The organism is Iamia sp. SCSIO 61187 (assembly GCF_019443745.1).
In the GTDB taxonomy this organism is placed as follows: domain Bacteria; phylum Actinomycetota; class Acidimicrobiia; order Acidimicrobiales; family Iamiaceae; genus Iamia.
In genome coordinates this window covers 5,121,176-5,138,143 of record NZ_CP050948.1, presented here as the reverse complement: position 1 = coordinate 5,138,143, position 16,968 = coordinate 5,121,176, and the positions used below count along the sequence as shown (strand labels likewise).

The following is a 16,968-nucleotide window of genomic DNA, read 5'->3' as shown; positions in this document are numbered from 1 at the left end:
GACCGTACCACTCTGTCCACAGGGGGGCGCAAGGGCCTCGTCGGGCCTGGTCAGGGGGTCAGGGTCGCCACGGCGGGCCCCATCGGGGGGGCCGAAGGTGGTCGGGCGCCCACCCGCGTGTTGCCCGTCCGCGGCGGCGACCTCTACCGTTGCACCTGGTCCCGTGCCGACACGGGATGTCCGCGCCCGTCCACGGATCGGTCGCCACCGGCCTCGCCGGCCGGCGCACCCGTGGTCGTGCCCGTCGCCCGACGGGGGCGAGCCGAAGACGGCGCGGGGTCCGAGGAGGAGAGCAGTGAAGCGCACCTTTCAGCCCAACGTCCGTCGCCGAGCCAAGAAGCACGGCTTCCGCCAGCGCATGTCGACCAAGGCCGGCCGGGCCGTCATCCGGTCGCGCCGTCAGAAGGGCCGGGCGAAGCTGTCGGCCTGATCGCCCCGCTTCGTGACCGTCGCACCCTGCAGCTCGTCCGCGAGCAGGGCCACCGGGGCCGGGCAGGCCCCGTGACCGTCCGCTTCGCCGGCCCGTCCGACGACGGCCGGCTCCTCGTCGCGTTCGCCATCGGGCGCCGCACGGGCACCGCCGTCGTCCGCAACCGGATCCGCCGTCGCCTCCGGGCCGCCCTCGACGACCTGGCCCGAGACGGCGCCGTCCCGGGCGGGGCCGCGGTCGTCACCGCCGGCCCCTCGGTGGCCACCGCCCCGTTCTCCTCGGTCCGCGCCGACCTGGCCCGGGCCCTGCACCGGGCCGCCGGGGACGGGCCGTGACCGGCACCGTCGCCCGGGTCCTGCGGGGCGCGGTGCGCACCTACCAGGCCGCCCGCGCCGGCCGCCCCTCCCCGTGCCGCTTCACGCCCTCGTGCTCGGCCTACGCCGTGGAGGCCCTCGAGGTCCACGGCGCCGCCCGGGGCTCGTGGCTGGCCGTCCGCCGGATCAGCCGCTGCCGGCCCTTCGGCGGCCACGGCTGGGACCCGGTGCCCCTGCTCTCTGCGCCTCCTTCGTCGACGCCAGGCCGGTCGGGCCTGGGTCCCGAGCCCCGCGCCGCTCGGTCCACCGAGGACCGCACCTCTCGTCCGCCCGAGCCGGCCTCGTCGGAGGGCGAGCCGCTCTCCTCGTCCCTGGTTGATCGGATCGCCTGATGGACTTCCTCTTCGACGGCATCGCCTCGGCCCTGTCGGCCCTCTACGACCTCACCGGCTCCTACGCCGGGGCGATCATGCTCCTCACGCTGGGCGTGATGATCCTGGTCACGCCGCTGACGCTCAAGAGCACGCGCTCGATGATCGCCATGCAGCAGCTGCAGCCCGAGCTGCGCAAGCTGCAGGCGAAGCACAAGGACGACCGCCAGAAGCTCAACGAAGAGATGATGGCGTTCTACAAGGAGCACAACATCAGCCCGCTGGGCGGGTGCCTGCCCCTGATCGTCCAGACGCCGGTGTTCATCGTCCTCTACCAGGTGCTGAACGGCCTGACCCGGAAGCGGTCCTACGGCGAGGACATGGGCACGGCGGTCGCCGGCTTCGTGCGCGACGCGGGCAGCGAGGGCCGCTTCGACCTCTTCGGCACCTTCGACCCGAAGTACCTCGACCACACCACGAACCTGTACCAGGACCTGTCCCGGGCGCGGGAGATGCCCGGGTTCGGCCTGGACCTGGCCGACACCTTCTCGAACCGGCTGAGCGACGGCGGCCTGGCCCACGCCTTCCCCTACCTGGTGCTGGTCCTGATCGTGGCCGTGACCGCCTTCTACCAGCAGCGCCAGATCATGGCCCGCAACTCGGGCAACCAGTCGCAGATCAACCCGCAGCAGCAGGCGCTGATGAAGATCATGCCGTTCTTCCTGCCGGTCTTCTCGCTGACGCTGCCGGCCGGCATCGTCCTCTACTTCGTGGTGTCGAACCTCTACCGGATCGGCCAGCAGGCCTTCATCACCCACACCATGTACAGCGAGGACGCCAAGGCCGCCCGCGAGGCGCAGCTGAAGGCCAAGGGCATCGACACCAAGGTCAGCCGGGACGAGACCGTGCCCGAGGGGCGCAAGGGCCTCTTCGGCGGGCTCATCCACCTGCCCGACCGCGACGCCCCGGCGTCGAACGGGGCGAGCAAGGGCAAGGGCAAGGTCGACATGACCAAGTCCGGCGGCCGCTCCGGCGCCGGCAAGGGCAAGGGCGCCGCCGCCAAGGGCAGCGGCGGTCGGGCCACCACCACCAAGGCGCCGGCCAAGGGGGGCGCGCCCAAGGGCGCCGCCGCCAAGGGCCCGAACCGCCAGGCGCCGAGCCGCTCGGCGCCGTCCCCCCAGAACCGATCGAAGAACAAGAAGAAGAGGAAGTAGCCAACGTGGAATGGGTCGAGATCACCTCGCGCACCGTCCAGGAGGCCACCGAGCAGGCACTCGACACCCTGGGCGTCGACGAGGCCGACGCGGAGGTCCAGGTCGTCGAGGAGCCCCAGCCGGGGTTGTTCGGACGCACGCGCGGCAAGGCCCGGGTGCGGGCCCGGGTCGTGCCCAAGCAGCACCCCCCCAAGCAGGAGCGGCGCGACCGCAAGCGCTCCCCGCGGGGTGCCAAGGGTCGTGACGACGCCCCGGCGGCGCCGAGCGACGAGGGCGGGTCCGCCCCGGCCGAGGCCGACGCACCCGCTGCTGACGACTCGTCAACAGACTCCGGGTCCTCGGGCCCGCGCCGCCGTCGGCGCAGCCGCGGCGGCCAGGGCGGGGGCCGCGACTCCGGCGCCCGCGGTGATCGCGACACCGGCCGGGAGGCCGAGCAAGGAGACAGCGTGGAGCCCACACTCACCCTCGACGAGCACGTCGAGGCGGTGGAGACCTTCGTCCGGGGCCTCGTCGACGCCTTCGGCGCCGAGGCCACCATCGAGGTGGCCGAGATCGATGACGAGACCCGTGAGGTCCAGGTCATCGGCTCCGACCTCGGGCTGCTGATCGGGCCCCGGGGCCAGACGCTGCAGGCCGTGCACGAGCTGGCCCGCACCGTCGTCTTCCGAGCCGCGCCCGGCGGCCAGGACGGTCGGGTCCGCATCGACATCGGCGGCTACCGCGAGCGCCGGCGCCAGGCCCTCGAGCAGTTCTCGGCCAAGATCGGCGAGGAGGTCGCCGCCAGCGGCACCGCCCGGGCGCTCGAGCCCATGTCGCCGCCCGACCGGAAGGTCGTCCACGACACGATCAACGGCATCGACGGGGTGCGCACCACCTCGGAGGGCGAGGAGCCCCGTCGACGCGTCGTGGTCCTCCCCGACACCTGACCACCCCAGACCACCGGTGACGCCCGCCCCCATCGATCAGGGGGGCGGGCGTCCTCGCGCCCGGACCCTCTCCGAGATCCTCGACCAGCAGCGAGAGCGCGCCGTCGTCGGCCGCGAGACCAATGCCGCCCTCCGCGCCCACAGCGCCGGCTACGTCGCCCTCGTCGCCGACGAGCCGGCCACGGTGCTCGACCTCGGGAGCGGCGGGGGCGTGCCCGGGCTGGTCGTGGCGGTCGAGCACTGGACCCGGGCCCGGGTCGTCCTCCTCGACGCCAGCCAGCGGCGCTGCACCTACCTCGAGCTCTGCGTGGCCGCCCTCCAGATCGGCGAGCGGGTGGCGGTGCACTGGGCCCGGGCCGAGGAGGCCGGTCGCGACCACGTCCTGCGCGCCGGTCACGACGTGGTGCTGGCCCGCAGCTTCGGCCCGCCGGCGGTGACCGCCGAGTGCGCCGCTCCTCTGCTGGCCGTCGGCGGCGTCCTGGTCGTCAGCGACCCCCCCGATGCGACCGGCGACCGCTGGGACGCCGCCGCGCTCGCCCTCCTGGGGCTGGAGCGCGAGGAGACGCGACAGGTCGAGGGCGCGACCTACACCCGTCTCCGCCAGGTCGAGGCCTGCCCGGACCGATTCCCCCGTCGTCCCGGGGTGCCGACCCGCCGGCCCCTGTTCTGATCTGGTGAAGGTCCGGTGGAGGTTGTCCACCGAGTCCTCCACATCCTGTGGACGGCGCCGCCTCGCACCCGGTGGCAGGGGTTCACCCCACCGTGGGCGGGTGTTCATGGGCGAGCGGTGGTCTGTTCCACGTGAAACACGCACTCGACGGTCGGGCTCGAGCTGCAGCTGCGAACGGGCGACCCCGCCGGCGGACCCCCGCGCCGCGGCGACCCCGGCCCTCGTCGCCGCGAGGAGCGCCGCACCACGGCGGGGGCCCGCAGCAGGGGCGGGAGCGACCCGGGCGCCAGCCCTCGACCGGGTCGACCCTCCACCGCCGTGCCGGCCAGACCTGGACGCGGGACGCGAAGCGGCAACGGCGGTCGTCGGGGCTGCCCGGTACAGGCATGGCGGGGAGGCCCGCGACGAGGCGTGGGCGCGGGCCGGGCTCGGTCCCGTTCCTTCCATGGGCCGCGCCCTACGGCATCATCGCGTCGCGTCCTCCCGGGGGGCCCGTCGCCGGCAACGGGCCTTTGGGCGGGCCCCTGGTCCGCCGTCGGACGGGTCCGATGGCCCGAGCGGCGCCGGAGCGGTCCGCCTGGACGGCCGCGACGGGGGTCGCCACGCCCCGGCGCGGCGCGGCGTCGACCTGACCGGGGAGTGTCGGTGGCGGGGCGCAGCAGCCTCGACCCCACCGGGGCCCTGCCGGTCCGGGTGGCGCCGCACCGGTCGTGGCCGGCGGCCCCCTGCCAGACGCTCGCCCACGGCCGGCGGGCCGGGCTCCCGGCGGGGCAGGGTGCCAGGGCTCCCCCACGCCCCGGCTGACCGGCCGCGGCCCGGTCGAGCCCCCCCGGTGCGTGCGCCGAGCAGGGTGCACGACCGTGGGAGGGCGCACCCTGCCCCGATCCCGGACACCGGGGCCCCCGGCCGGCGCCGCCCGACCGAGCGCCGGTCGAGGCCTCGCCGGCAGCAGGGCGCGGGTCGGGGGCTAGGGCGTCGCCGCTGCGACCGTCCTCGCCGATCGTCGAAGCCGCGCCGTGACAGTGGCGCGACCCGCGCGGCCGCTCCCCAGGAGCGCCCGCGCGGCACGGCGATCAGCGCCGACACGGCCCCGGCCCGAGCTCGCTCCCTCCGTGGCCTCGTTGGGGCTGCCGACCCGCTGGTGAGGCGGAGGCGGGCCCACCGAGCACCCGGTTCAGGAATCGGCGGACCGGCCCGGTGGCCGGCTCCTCCCCGGTCTGCTCGGCACTCGCCCACCGGGCCCGGCCGCCTGGGTCTCGCGGTGTGCCTCCCCCGGTCCACCGGGGCCGGGCCCCGCCTCTCGGCGTGTCGGCCGTTCCATCGACCTTCGCCGGAACACACCCGCTCCCTCGTCGGGATGGCGCCCTCCCGACGACGTCCTCGGGCGCACGACCACGAGCCCGGTGAAGGGCCGTCCGTCTGCGGCGGCGGGAACCAGGGGCCGGGTCGGTCGGGCCGGACCCTCGGATGGAACACGCCCGCCGTGCGGGCCAGTCACCCACATCTCGCACCGGGTCCCCTCGGCCCGTGGGCGCCCGCGCCGACGTGACGGTCCTGGTGCGGGCGTTGCGGGGTGCGGTGGCCCGGGGCCCGGCCTTTGGGTGACCGGGGCCCGGCGGGCGGTCGAGGTGGGGACCTTCACGGGCATGTCGGCGCTGGCCATCGCCCGCGGCCTGGCCGCCTGTGGGCGTCTCGTCTGCTGCGATGTGAGCGAGGAGTGGACGGCGATCGCCCGGCAGGCCTGGGACGACCCCGGCGTCGCCGATCGCATCGCCCCGGCGGCCGAGACCCTCGCCGGGGACCTCTGACGCCGTTGGGCGCGGTGGGCGAGGGCCGCCTGTGGTCCGTGGAGAGCTGCCGTCCGGCTGGGGCCGTCGCGGGCCCCGGACGGGCCGATGTCGGAGGCGGCCGCCCGTGTTCTGCTGAAGCAACCTGCCTGGAGCCGGGTGTGCCAACCGATGGCGCCAGGCACGTCTCGCGCTCGGGCTGGTGCGGGGAGCTGGTGCGCTCGGATGGCCGCCGACGAGCTAGCACAGGACGTGCCGGGCACGGTCGACGGGTGCAACCCCCGGACCGATGGCGGGCGCGCCCGCCATGTTCCACGTGAAACGCCGGGCGACGGCGATGTCGACGGGCGTCCTGGTGGCGCCTCCCGTCGCCGGCGCCCCTCGGGGACACCGGGCCGCCCCGGATGGGGCGAGGCACCTCCGGCTCGCGCCCGGTGGCGATGAAACCGGGTGAGGGGCCGCCAGGCGCCGTCGGCACGCGCCGGCGACGGTCCACGGCTGGAGTTCCCAGCGGGCCGGTGGAGATCGCGTCGGCGTTGTTCCACGTGAAACAGCCACTGGCACCGGGTGGGCCACGGATGGTGCCGGGAGGCTCAGCGGGATGGGTCGGGGGTGCTGGGTGCGGCGGTCGATCAGCATGGCGGTGATCCGGAAACGCGATGGCCAGGCAGAGGGCGGCGTGTCGGTGGTCGGTTCGGCCGCCGGTGGTGTGGCCGCCGGCGCCGTTCTGAGAGCGCCACCGGACACCGATGTCGCCTGGCGCGAACAGAACCGAGGATGGCGACGGGGATCGGTCCGATGAGCGTGACCGCACCAGCCGGCTTCGTGGCCACGTCTGTCTGCTCGCGCTCCTGGCACCGGTCGGCGGGTCCGTCCCACGCGGCTCCCATGCCGGGCCGATGGTGGCGGCAACGTCGCGTGGGTGACCGGCACCAGCAGCCGGTGGCGCGGTCGGTCACCGGGTCTCGGGGAGGTCACGGGCCGGCGATCGGGCCTCCAGGGTCGCTCGCCACCCGCACAGGCGCCGACGCACCGGCCCCGGTCGGGGGCGCCCGCAGGCGCCCCCGCGCCGGCACCGGTCGAGGACCGTCGGGCGACGGAGCGGGGGGAGCTCGGGATCGCCTCCGTGGGGCGGGGGCGGGACGGCGGACCCTCGTGCCGGCGCCTCGGACCGCAGTCGGGGTGGCTGGCGTGGCGGACGGGCCCGCCGGGTCGGAGGTCGCCGGCTCGTGGCGGCGTCCGGGGCCCCACCCGTGCACGACGGGCCCTCTTCCCTCTCCGGGCTCCGGATGACGGTCGGAGGCAGGACCGGAGCCGAGCACGAGGGGCACCGGTGGCGCGTCGCGCCCGGGAGACGAGCGGCTCACCCTTTGTCCGGCGGTCGGGGCGAGGGCTGGCGCGGCGGGCGGCCCGGCCGGGGGACCGTCCGGCCGCTCGCGAGGCGCCCGGGGATGCACCGCGCCCGACCGGGGCTCCCCTCCGTCACCGACCACGGGACGGTGGTCGGGGGCGGGACCGAAGCGCACGGCCGGCACCGGTGCCGAGCGGCTCGCCACGCCCGGCGCTCCGCGCTCGGGGGCGACGGCCGTCCCTGGGGCGGGTCAGCCGGTCCCGGACCGCCCGGCGCCGGTCCATCCCCCGGTGCGCGGCCCAACGGGGCCGAGGACCGTGTTCCACGTGAAACAGGGGGTGACCCGGCGAGGGTCCTTGCACGTCGAGGGTTTGGCCGCGAGGATGGCTCGGTGCCGTCCACGTCGCAGGAGCCGGTCGACGAGCGCAGCAGGGCGATCTTCGAGGCCCTTCGTGCCGTCGACGAGGCTCCCCCCGCCGCACCGGAGCCGGCGCCCCGTCCCGAGCCCGAAGAGACCGATGACGGCCTCCCCCGCGACGGGCTGCCCCGCGTCCTGGCCATCGCCAACCAGAAGGGCGGGGTGGGCAAGACCACCACGGCGGTGAACCTGGGCGCCGCCCTCGCCGTCATGGGCTACCGCGTCCTGGTCGTCGATCTGGATCCGCAGGGCAACGCCAGCACCGGGCTCGGGATCAACGTGCGCGAGCTCGAGACGTCGATGTACGACGTGATCCTGCACGACGCCCCCATGGAGGACTGCATCGAGGGCACGGCGATCAAGAACCTGCTCGTCGCCCCCTCGGCGCTGGACCTGGCCGGCGCCGAGATCGAGCTGGTGCCCGCCTTCAGCCGGGAGATGCGCCTCCGCAACGCCATCGACCAGGTGCGTGACGACTTCGACTACGTCCTGATCGACTGCCCGCCCTCGCTCGGCCTGCTCACGGTGAACGCCATGGCCGCGGCCGAGGAGGTCCTGGTCCCCATCCAGTGCGAGTACTACGCCCTCGAGGGGCTGGGCCAGCTCATCCGCAACGTCTCCCTGGTCCAGAAGAACCTGAATCGGAACCTCCGGGTGTCGACCATCGTGCTGGTCATGTACGACGCCCGGACCAAGCTGAGCGACCAGGTGGCCCAGGAGGTGCGGGACCACTTCGGCGAGAAGGTCTGCCGGCAGGTGATCCCCCGCACCGTGCGCCTGTCCGAGGCTCCGTCCTACGGCCAGTCCATCATCACGTTCGACCCGTCGTCCCGGGGGGCCATCGCCTACCGGGAGCTGGCCAAGGAGGTGAGCCGTGGCCCGGCGTAGCGGCCTGGGGCGAGGTCTCGACTCGCTCATCCCCGGCTCCTCGGAGCCCTCCGAGGCCCCGCCGGTCACCGGCCCCGGGCTCACCGAGCTGGCCGTGGGCGACATCGACCCCAACCCGCACCAGCCCCGGAGCCACTTCGACGAGGAGAGCCTGGCGTCCCTGGCGGCGTCGGTGCGGGAGCTGGGCGTCCTGCAGCCGATCCTGGTGCGCCCGGCGGGGGAGCGCTACGAGCTGATCGCCGGCGAGCGCCGCTGGCGGGCCGCCCGCCGCGCCGGGCTGTCGCGCATCCCGGCCGTCGTGCGCACGATCGACGACAGCACGTCGCTCGAGCAGGCCGTGGTCGAGAACCTCCACCGCCAGGACCTCAACCCGCTCGAGGAGGCTGGGGCGTACCAGCAGCTGATCGAGGACTTCGGCCTCACCCAGGACGACGTGGCCCGCAAGGTCGGTCGGTCCCGGTCGGCGGTGGCCAACATCCTGCGGCTGTTCCAGCTGCCCCCCTCGGTCCAGCGCATGGTGCGCGACGGGCAGCTGTCCGCCGGCCACGCCCGGGCGCTGCTCGGGAGCCCCGACCGGGCGTACCAGGAGGCGCTGGCCCGCCGGTGCGTCGAGCGGTCGCTCACCGTGCGCGACGTCGAGGAGGCCGTCCGGGCCCGCCAGACGGGGACCACCCCCGCGGCCAAGGCGCCGGCCGAGCCCGGCCACACCCGGCCGCCGGGCCTGCTCGAGCTCGAGGGCCTGCTGTCGGACCGGCTCGACACCCGGGTCTCGGTCTCGATGGGGGCCAAGCGGGGCAAGGTCGTCATCGACTTCGCCACGGTGGAGGACCTGGAGCGGATCTACCGCATCCTCACCGACCCCACTGCTGTCACCCCGCCGTCGGCGTGAGGGGCGCCCCCTCCACCTCTCCTCACCGTTGACCACAGCCTGTGGACAACTCGGTGGACAACGGTGACCCTCTTGGCGCGCGGGAGGGACGGCGGGACGGGGACCGGCGACGAGAGAGGTCGAGACTCGCTGCTCCTCGGCGATCCGTCAGCACCGAGCTGGCGGTCAGCCCTCCATCAGCGCATGAGGATGGGACGCGGACGGCCCGATCGCCCGCACCCATCCATGCCGAGAGCCCCCACAGGCCGGCAGACGGCCGCTGAGGGGCCTCTGCGGCGATCCGGGTGGCATCACCCGTTGGAGGTGAGGGGGGCGGTCAGGTCTGGGCGGGGAGCGGGTCGGTGACCCAGGCGTCGACGGCCGTGCGGATCCGCTCGGCGAGGAGCGGCCCGAGCTCGACGACGGCCCGGGCGGGGGAGAGCTCGCAGACCACCGCCGGCATGCGCGTCTCGCGCAGCACGGGGAGGCGCATCCCGATGACGGCGATCTGGTCCAGCCCCAGCGCCGGGTCCCCGAGCTCGTCGGCCACCAACGTGGCCAGCCGCTGCCCGCCCTCGGAGAGGAAGCCGTTGGTGGCGTAGAAGGCGCAGCGGGCCTCGGGGGCGATGCCGAGCCCGATGTACAGGTCGGCGTCGAGGGCGTTGGCCTCCTGGGCCTGGGCGGACCCGTCGGGGTGGGAGATGACGCTGGTGACCGCGCCCAGGGCGTGGAGGACGCGGTCGACGGTGGCGGCCAGGGCGGCCACGCCGCCGAGGTCACCCACCACGATGCGGCGCCCGGTCAGGTGGCGGGGGGTGGCCCGCAGGCGGGCCCGCTCCACGACGCCGGCCTTCACCTCGGTCGGGGTGCGCGTCCCCAGGCGCACCAGCTCGGCGATGGTCTCGGGGCCGCAGATCCCGTCCACGGTCAGCCCGCAGTTGCGCTGGAAGTCCTGCAGGGCCTGGCGCGTGCGGGGGCCGAGGAAGCCGTCGACCCGGTCGTCGAGGAAGCCCAGGCCGCCCAGACGGGTCTGGAGCTCGGCCACGTCGTCGCCCCGCTGCATGGGCTGGCGCTCGAAGAGGAGGCGGTCGCCGAGCCGCCACCCGGCCTCGACCAGGGCGGTCCAGGTCTGGGCGCCGCACACCCCGTCGACGCGGATGCCGCGCTCGGCCTGGAAGACCCGGATGGCCGCCTCGGTGGCCTCGTCGTACACGCCGTCGACCCCGGGCTGGGCGCCGGTCCGGCGCAGGCGGTGGTGGAGGTCCTCCACCGCCGGCCCGGCATCGCCCCGGCGCAGCGGCAGGGGGTCGGCGCCCGTCGCGAGACGGGCGGCAGAGGTCCGGTCGGGCACCGCCGCAGGCTAGAGCCTGGCCACCGCGTTCGGTCCGGCGCCCGGCGAGGCGGAGGCGAGTGGGCCCGAGGGACACGCCTGGACGCGACCGGGGGACCGGCCGTGGGACCGGTCCCCCGGGGGACGGACGTCAGGGGGTCCGGTGCGGCCCCCGGCCGAGATCAGATGTGGGCGCTGATCTCCTGGACCAGCTGGTTCTTGCCCTTGGCCCCGACGAGGCGGGCCTCGGCGGTGCCCTCCTTGAACAGGATCAGGGTGGGGATGCTCATCACGTCGAAGCGCCGGGCGATGTCCGGGTTCTCGTCGACGTTGATCTTGGCGATGCGCACGCGGTCACCGTGCTCGCCGGCGATCTCCTCCAGGATGGGGGCGATCGCCTTGCACGGGCCGCACCACTCGGCCCAGAAGTCGACGAGGACGGGCAGGTCGGACGTGGCGACCGTCTCGTCGAACGTGGTGGTGGTGAGGGTCTCGACTCCGTTGGCCATGGTGGCTCTCCTTCGTGGATCGCGATCGGGGGACGGTGTGTCCGGCGGGGCGTGCAACCGGCAGGGGCCGGTGGTTCTTCCGCGGGCTAGTGCTGGGCCTCGAGCCAGCGCTCGGCGTCGATGGCGGCCATGCAGCCCGAGCCGGCGGCGGTGATGGCCTGGCGGTAGACGGTGTCCTGCACGTCGCCGCAGGCGAACACGCCCTCGACGTCGGTCAGGGACCCGTCGGGCGAGGTGACGATGTAGCCGCCGTCGTCCATGGCGACCTGCCCCTTGAACACGTCGGTGTTGGGGCGGTGGCCGATGGCGACGAAGAGGCCGGTGACCGGCAGGTCCCGGACCTCGTCGGTGAGGACGTCGCGGAGCCGGACCTTCTCCAGCGTGGTCGTGCCCTCGATGCTGTCGACGACGCTGTTCCAGGCGAAGTGGATCTTGTCGTTGGCCAGGGCCCGCTCCTGCATGATCTTCGACGCCCGGAGCTCGTCGCGGCGGTGCACGACGGTCACCGAGCGAGCGAACTTGGTGAGGAACAGGGCTTCCTCGAGGGCGGAGTCGCCCCCGCCGACCACGGCGATGTCGTGGTCGCGGAAGAAGAAGCCGTCGCAGGTGGCGCAGGTCGACACCCCGTGGCCGACGAGCTCCTGCTCGCCGGGCAGGTCGAGCATCACCGGGCGGGCGCCGGTCGAGATGATGACGGCGTCGGCGGTGTAGGTGGGCTCGGCGGCGTCGGGGTCGCCCACCCAGATCTGGAACGGGCGGGCCGAGAGGTCGACCTTGGTCGCCTTCTCCATGCGCAGCTCGGTGCCGAAGCGCTCGGCCTGCTGCTTGAAGGCCAGCATGAGGTCGGGACCCATGATCCCCTCGGGGAAGCCGGGGAAGTTCTCGACCTCGGTGGTGGTCATGAGGGCACCGCCGGGCTGGTCGGTGGTGGACGACGGCTCGCCCTCCAGGAGCAGCGGGTCGAGGGCTGCTCGGGAGGCGTAGATGGCGGCGGTCAGGCCGGCGGGGCCGGAACCGATGATGATCAGCTGGCGGTGGTCAGCGGGCACGGAGCCTCCAGGCGCTCGTCGGGTCCCCGATGGCGGCGTGCCGGTCGGTGGACCCGTTCACAGGAACAGGGAACCCCCTGGGGGTATTCCGGTCAGTCGGCGGCGGGGGCGTGGGTGCCCTTGCGCCACAGCAGCAGGCCGGGGACCAGGCAGAGCAGCCCGGTGACGAGGTGGGCGATCCACGCGGCGCGGCCGGCGCGCTCGATGTCCAGGGCGTCCAGGACGACCTGGGCCAGGATGTCGATGCCGCGCACCAGGAGGACGAAGCCCAGGACGAGGGCGGCGGTGCCGACGATGGCGGCGAGGGTGCCGTAGACGACGCCGCGGGCCATCGACGTGGCCGGTCCGTTGACCTTGTCCCGGACCGAGTCGACGAGGCCGACGATGGCGTCGGTGGCCTGGGCCGGCCAGTCACCGCCAGAGCTGCTGCCGGCCGGTGCGGTGGGCTTGTTCAGGTCGGGCACGGGTGCCGAGCCTAGCGGCCCCCCGGCCCGCCCGGCCCGGGCGGGCCCTCAGCGCAGGACGGCGCCCCGGGGCGAGCAGTCCACGGCGTTGAGCAGGGTGAGGCGGAAGCCGGTGGGGGCGTCGTCGGAGACCGGGACCGGCGTGGTGAGCACGAGGACCGGTGTGCCCGCGAGATCGACGATGGTGGCGGCGACGGCCGGCTCGAGGTCGGGTTCGCCGGCGCGGAGGACGGTGTCGCAGCGGGTGGCGGCCGGGTTGGAGGCGAAGGCCTGGGCGGCGAGGTCGTCGTCGGCGGGCGAGGGGGCGGTCGTCGATCCGGCGGTGCCGTCAGCGGGGAAGCGCAGCGTCTCGGGGTCGACGGTGCGGACGGCGGCCTCGAGGTCGGCCATGGACGGGAAGGAGGCGGTGGCCAGGGCCAGGAGGGCGTCGGTGGCGGCGCCGGCGGCGGCGGTGGTCGACGGGGCGTCCTCGGCGGACGCCTCCCCGCCGCCGGCGCCCCCCTCGGCCGCGTCGGCCTCGTCCCGGCCGGCGGTGCTGCTCTCCTCGTCGCCGATCGTGGCGTCGGCCGCGCTCAGGTCGCCGGTGTCGCCGTCGCCGTCGCCGGTGGCGGTCACGAGCAGGGTGACGCCCACGAGGACGAGGAGGACGACCACCGCGGCGACGGCGGGCAGGGGGGGCAGACGGCGGGCCTTCCGGGCCCGGGCCGCGCCGAGGTCGGCCGGTGGCCGGGGCGCGGCCGGGGCCGGGAGGGGCTCGGCCGGGAGGGCCTCGTCAGCGGCGGCGGGGCCGGCGGCATCGAGGGCGCGGGCGCGGATCGCGGCCAGGACGTCGTCGGGCGGGGGGGCGACGGGCTCGGCCACGGCGTCGACCACGACCCGCAAGGCGGCGACCTGGGCGACCAGCGCCGGATCGCGGGCCACCCGCCGACGCTGCTCGGCGGTGGCCTCGCCGTCGACGACGGCATGGACCGCGAGGGTGTCGTCGTCGAAGGGCCCGTCGTCGAGCTGAGGATCGTGGTCGGGGGTGGTCATGGCTTGAGGGTGGGACGGTCGGGGGCATCGCCCTGGTTCCCGGTGAGGTGGCGGGACAGCGCGGCGCGGCCGCGGGCGATGCGGGAGCGGACGGTGCCCGGCGGGATGTCGAGCATCTCGGCGATGGTGGCGTAGTCGTGGCCCATGAGGTCGCGCAGGACCAGCGGGGCGCGGTACTCGGGGGGCAGGAGGGCGAGGGCGGCGTCGATGCTGGTCCGGTCGGTGACGGTGTCGGCGACGGTGGGGGCGCCGTCGTGCGGGTCGGTCTCGTGCTCGGGGAGGGGGTCGGTGGGGCGGCGGCGCCGGCGGCGGAGCTCGTCGAGGCAGGCGTTGGTGGCCACCCGGTGCATCCAGGTGCCGACCTTGGACCGGCCGTCGAACCGGGGGAGGCCCCGGACGATGGCGATCATGGCGTCCTGGAGGGCGTCGAGGGCGTCGGTCGGGTCACCGGTGATCCGGCGGCACACGGCGTGGAGGTGGGCCTCGTGCCGGCGGAGCAGGGCGTCGAGGGCGTCCCGGTCGCCGGCCTGGGCGGCGGGGAGGAGGTCGGCGTCGGGGTCGGGCGACGAGGGGCTCACCCCGCCACCTCGACCCGGGCCTCGGCCACCTCGACGGTGCGCTCGTCCTCGCTGACCCGGGTGATCCAGAGGACCACGACGGCGCCCTCGCGACCCCCGAGCGAGAACGAGGCATCACCGTCGATGCCGCTCTGCTCGTCCACCGGATCCTCCTCGTCCACGAACGGGCCGGTGGGCACAGCGTCGAACACGTAGGCCTGGGCCGTCCAGCCCCGGCTCGGGGAGGTGATGTGCAGGCGCTCGGCCCGACGAGCCTCGCCGAGCTCCAGGACGAGCCCGACGCCGGGCTTGCCCACGGCGTCCGCGATGACCGGGTTGTTGTTGTAGCGCTCGGTGCGCCAGGCCGTGGCCGCGTCGCCGTCGATGGCCCGGGGCGTCTCGTCGTCGCGCTCGACCCCGTCGCCCGGGGGTGGGTCGAAGGCGGTGGCCGCCGTCGGGGTGAGGGTCTCGGTGGACCCGGGCCCCAGGATCTGCCAGCCCAGGGCGGCGATGACCAGGATCGACACGGTCAGCACGGCGACGAGGGCGAGGGTCGGCCCCAGCCGCCGGCGCGGGCGGTGGGGAGCCGGGGGGCCGGCGACGGGGCCGTGGGGCACCGGGGCGCGCGGCGCCGGCGGGGCGGGCCGCACCGGCGGGGGCGACGGTCGGGGGGCGGCGGCGGGGGCCGGGCGGGCCGGCGGCGCGGCGGGCTCGGGGGCCCGCCACGAGCGGGACGGATCGTCCTCGGGCCCCCGCCAGGACCGGGTCCCGGGCTCGGGGGCGGGCCCGGCGGGCTTGGCCAGCGCGGGGGCCGGCGTCGCCGGGCGGGGGGAGGGGTCGGGCGGGAGGGTGCGGCCCAGGGCGATGGCGTTCAGGCTGCGGCCCAGGCTGGTGGCGTCGGGCCAGCGATCGGCGGGGGCGCGGGCGATGCAGCGCTCGATCACGCGGGCCAGGTCGGCGTCGAGGTCGGGGCGGATCACCCGGGGCGGCGTCGGGTCGGCGTGCAGCCGGGCCAGGGCCGTCCCCGCCTCGGTGTCGGCGGCGAACGGCACGCGCCCGCACACCGCCTCGTAGAGGACGATGCCGAGGGCGTAGACGTCGGTCCGGCCGTCGACGGGCTGGCCCTCGACCTGCTCGGGGGCCAGGTACTTGGCCGTGCCCAGCATCTGCCCGCCGGTGGTGAGGTCGGCCCCCTCGGCCGCCTTGGCGATGCCGAAGTCGGTGACGACGACCCGGCCGGTGTCCGAGAGCAGGACGTTGGCCGGCTTGATGTCGCGGTGGACGATGCCGGCCCGGTGGGCCACGGCCAGCGCCTCGGCGATGCGGGCGCCGATGCGGGCCGCCTCCGGGGGGTCGAGCCGCCCGGTGTCGAGGCGCTGGCGGAGCGTCTCGCCGTCGACGAGCTCCATGACGATGGCCTCGAGGCCGGGGGCCGAGCAGGTGTCGTACACCGAGACGACCGAGGGGTGGGTCAGGCGGGCGGCGGCCAGGGCCTCGGCCCGGAACCGGCTGACGAACGAGTCGTCCTCGACGAGGTGCTCGAGGAGGACCTTGACGGCGACGGGTCGGCCCAGGACCTCGTCGCGGGCCTCCCAGACGCGGGCCATGCCCCCTGTGGCCAGGGGGTGGTCCAGCCGGTAGCGCCCGGCGAGCAGGGCCCCGGATCGGGCGGCACCGGGCGCGCCGGTCGGAGGCGGGGAGCCCATGGCTGCGACCCTAGGGGGAGCCGGTGCGGACCGAGGTGGCACCCGGAGGGGTCCACCCCCCGCCGCCGGCTTGCGGCGCGGTCCGGCGGGCTGGCGGCAGCCCCTTCACCGGCCTGCGTCGGATCGGGCCGACGGCGCAGCCGCTTCGGCGGGAACGGGCCCAGCAGCACGCCGGGTCCGTGGCGGCGACCTCTACGACGTGGCTGCGGCCAACCAGGTGATGCCGATCATGCGGGGGCCACCGTGGGCCCCGATGACCGGGCCGATGGTCGAGCGGGTGAACCGCTCGCGCGGCACCACCTCGGCGACGAGGTCGGCGAACTCCTCGGCGTCGGGCGCCTCGCCGTCGCAGACGACCAGCCGCTCCACGTCCCCCGCCTCCTTGAGCTTGTCGATGAGGAAGAGCATCTGCTTCTTGCGGGTGCGGACCTTGCCCGCCTCCTCGACGACGCCGGTGCTGATGTCGACCACCGGCTTCACCGAGAGCATGGTGCCGAGCATGGCCTGGGCCCCACCGATGCGGCCGCCCTTGCGGAGGTTCTCGAGGGTGTCGAGGCCGCCGAGGATGTGGGTGCGGGGGATGGCGGCCTCGATGACCGAGACCACCTCGTCGACGTCGGCGCCACCGGCCGCGGCCTCGGCGGCGAGCGTCAGCTGGGTCCCGAGACCGGCGGTGATGGACTTGGAGTCGATGACCCGCACGTCGAGGTCGCCCTCGACGGCGCGCGCCGCGTTCTGGGCCGAGGCCATGGTGGCCGAGAGGGCCGAGGAGATGGTGAGGCAGATCACGGCGTCACCGTCGGCACCGGCCTTGCGGAACGCCTCCTCGAAGGCGCCCGGCGACGGCGCGGCCGTCTCGGGCAGGCCGTCGAAGGTGCCCATGCGGCGGTAGAACTCCTCCGAGGAGAGCTCGACCCGGTCCGTGAGCTCCTCGTCGCCGAAGCGGATCGTGAGCGGCACGATCGTGATCCCGTGGGCGTCGACGACGTCCTGGGGCAGGTCGCACGAGCTGTCGGTGACGAGGCGGACGCCAGCCATTCGGATCCTCCGGGGTCGGTCGGCACCGGGGGGCGCCGATCCCGCG

Annotated in this window: 16 protein-coding genes and 1 pseudogene; 9 read left to right on the top strand and 8 right to left on the bottom strand. The window is 75.4% G+C overall.

All coding sequences use genetic code 11. The annotated features are described in order from the left end of the window. Positions 1–295: 295 nt before the first annotated feature. From rpmH to HC251_RS24700, 9 genes and pseudogenes are all read left to right on the top strand, one after another. Positions 296–430 (top strand): 50S ribosomal protein L34, encoded by a 135-nt coding sequence (gene rpmH, locus HC251_RS24740; RefSeq protein ID WP_219945796.1) that lies wholly within the window; start codon positions 296–298, stop codon positions 428–430. Then, positions 427–765, top strand: a complete 339-nt coding sequence (locus HC251_RS24735) for a ribonuclease P protein component (protein WP_255566777.1) — start codon at positions 427–429, stop codon at positions 763–765. The genes rpmH and HC251_RS24735 overlap by 4 nt, the downstream gene beginning before the upstream one ends. Then, on the top strand, positions 762–1,136 hold the full coding sequence (gene yidD / locus HC251_RS24730; RefSeq protein ID WP_219943279.1) for a membrane protein insertion efficiency factor YidD: 375 nt from the start codon (positions 762–764) through the stop codon (positions 1,134–1,136). Before HC251_RS24735 ends, yidD begins: the two co-directional genes overlap by 4 nt. Beyond that, a complete protein-coding gene (locus HC251_RS24725; RefSeq protein WP_219943278.1) occupies positions 1,136–2,329 on the top strand; it encodes a YidC/Oxa1 family membrane protein insertase in 1,194 nt (397 codons plus the stop codon). Before yidD ends, HC251_RS24725 begins: the two co-directional genes overlap by 1 nt. Before the next feature lie 5 nt (positions 2,330–2,334). After that, positions 2,335–3,255: an RNA-binding cell elongation regulator Jag/EloR gene (jag, locus tag HC251_RS24720; RefSeq protein ID WP_219943277.1), complete on the top strand. Its 921-nt coding sequence runs from the start codon at positions 2,335–2,337 to the stop codon at positions 3,253–3,255. 16 nt (positions 3,256–3,271) lie between these two features. After that, the gene (locus HC251_RS24715; RefSeq protein ID WP_219943276.1) at positions 3,272–3,925 is read left to right on the top strand and encodes an RsmG family class I SAM-dependent methyltransferase; all 654 of its coding nucleotides are present in this window, start codon (positions 3,272–3,274) and stop codon (positions 3,923–3,925) included. A 1,601-nt stretch (positions 3,926–5,526) separates the two neighbouring features. Next, positions 5,527–5,721 (top strand): annotated as a pseudogene (locus tag HC251_RS24710) (O-methyltransferase); the annotation flags it as partial. Between the two features lie 1,733 nt (positions 5,722–7,454). After that, positions 7,455–8,369, top strand: coding sequence for a ParA family protein (locus tag HC251_RS24705; RefSeq protein WP_370651267.1), 915 nt, complete (start codon positions 7,455–7,457; stop codon positions 8,367–8,369). After that, entirely contained in the window at positions 8,356–9,258 is a 903-nt protein-coding gene (locus HC251_RS24700; RefSeq protein ID WP_219943274.1) for a ParB/RepB/Spo0J family partition protein, read from the top strand. The genes HC251_RS24705 and HC251_RS24700 overlap by 14 nt, the downstream gene beginning before the upstream one ends. Before the next feature lie 316 nt (positions 9,259–9,574). Here the strand turns inward: HC251_RS24700 and HC251_RS24695 are convergent, their stop codons facing one another. The 8 genes from HC251_RS24695 to HC251_RS24660 form a co-directional block, all read right to left on the bottom strand. Then, complete coding sequence (locus HC251_RS24695) at positions 9,575–10,588, bottom strand: peptidoglycan-binding protein (RefSeq protein WP_219943273.1); 1,014 nt, start codon at positions 10,586–10,588, stop codon at positions 9,575–9,577. 161 nt (positions 10,589–10,749) lie between these two features. Continuing rightward, positions 10,750–11,076, bottom strand: a complete 327-nt coding sequence (trxA, locus tag HC251_RS24690; protein WP_219943272.1) for a thioredoxin — start codon at positions 11,074–11,076, stop codon at positions 10,750–10,752. Positions 11,077–11,162: 86 nt separating this feature from the next. Beyond that, positions 11,163–12,125, bottom strand: a complete 963-nt coding sequence (trxB, locus tag HC251_RS24685; protein WP_219943271.1) for a thioredoxin-disulfide reductase — start codon at positions 12,123–12,125, stop codon at positions 11,163–11,165. Between the two features lie 92 nt (positions 12,126–12,217). Beyond that, positions 12,218–12,589: a hypothetical protein gene (locus tag HC251_RS24680; RefSeq protein ID WP_219943270.1), complete on the bottom strand. Its 372-nt coding sequence runs from the start codon at positions 12,587–12,589 to the stop codon at positions 12,218–12,220. Between the two features lie 48 nt (positions 12,590–12,637). After that, a complete protein-coding gene (locus HC251_RS24675; RefSeq protein ID WP_219943269.1) occupies positions 12,638–13,621 on the bottom strand; it encodes a hypothetical protein in 984 nt (327 codons plus the stop codon). Beyond that, a complete protein-coding gene (locus HC251_RS24670) occupies positions 13,618–14,199 on the bottom strand; it encodes an RNA polymerase sigma factor (RefSeq protein ID WP_219943268.1) in 582 nt (193 codons plus the stop codon). The genes HC251_RS24675 and HC251_RS24670 overlap by 4 nt, the downstream gene beginning before the upstream one ends. Next, entirely contained in the window at positions 14,196–15,884 is a 1,689-nt protein-coding gene (locus HC251_RS24665; protein WP_219943267.1) for a serine/threonine-protein kinase, read from the bottom strand. Before HC251_RS24665 ends, HC251_RS24670 begins: the two co-directional genes overlap by 4 nt. Positions 15,885–16,076: 192 nt before the next feature. Beyond that, complete coding sequence (locus HC251_RS24660) at positions 16,077–16,922, bottom strand: DegV family protein (protein WP_219943266.1); 846 nt, start codon at positions 16,920–16,922, stop codon at positions 16,077–16,079. Positions 16,923–16,968 lie beyond the last annotated feature (46 nt).

What these genes read in the sequence shown, in the direction of transcription:
- HC251_RS24725 (WP_219943278.1), top strand. Translation starts at nt 1,136, where the DNA reads ATGGACTTCCTCTTCGACGGCATCGCCTCGGCCCTGTCGGCCCTCTAC.
- trxA (WP_219943272.1), bottom strand. Translation starts at nt 11,076, where the DNA reads ATGGCCAACGGAGTCGAGACCCTCACCACCACCACGTTCGACGAGACG.
- HC251_RS24675 (WP_219943269.1), bottom strand. Translation starts at nt 13,621, where the DNA reads ATGACCACCCCCGACCACGATCCTCAGCTCGACGACGGGCCCTTCGAC.
- HC251_RS24665 (WP_219943267.1), bottom strand. Translation starts at nt 15,884, where the DNA reads ATGGGCTCCCCGCCTCCGACCGGCGCGCCCGGTGCCGCCCGATCCGGG.
- HC251_RS24660 (WP_219943266.1), bottom strand. Translation starts at nt 16,922, where the DNA reads ATGGCTGGCGTCCGCCTCGTCACCGACAGCTCGTGCGACCTGCCCCAG.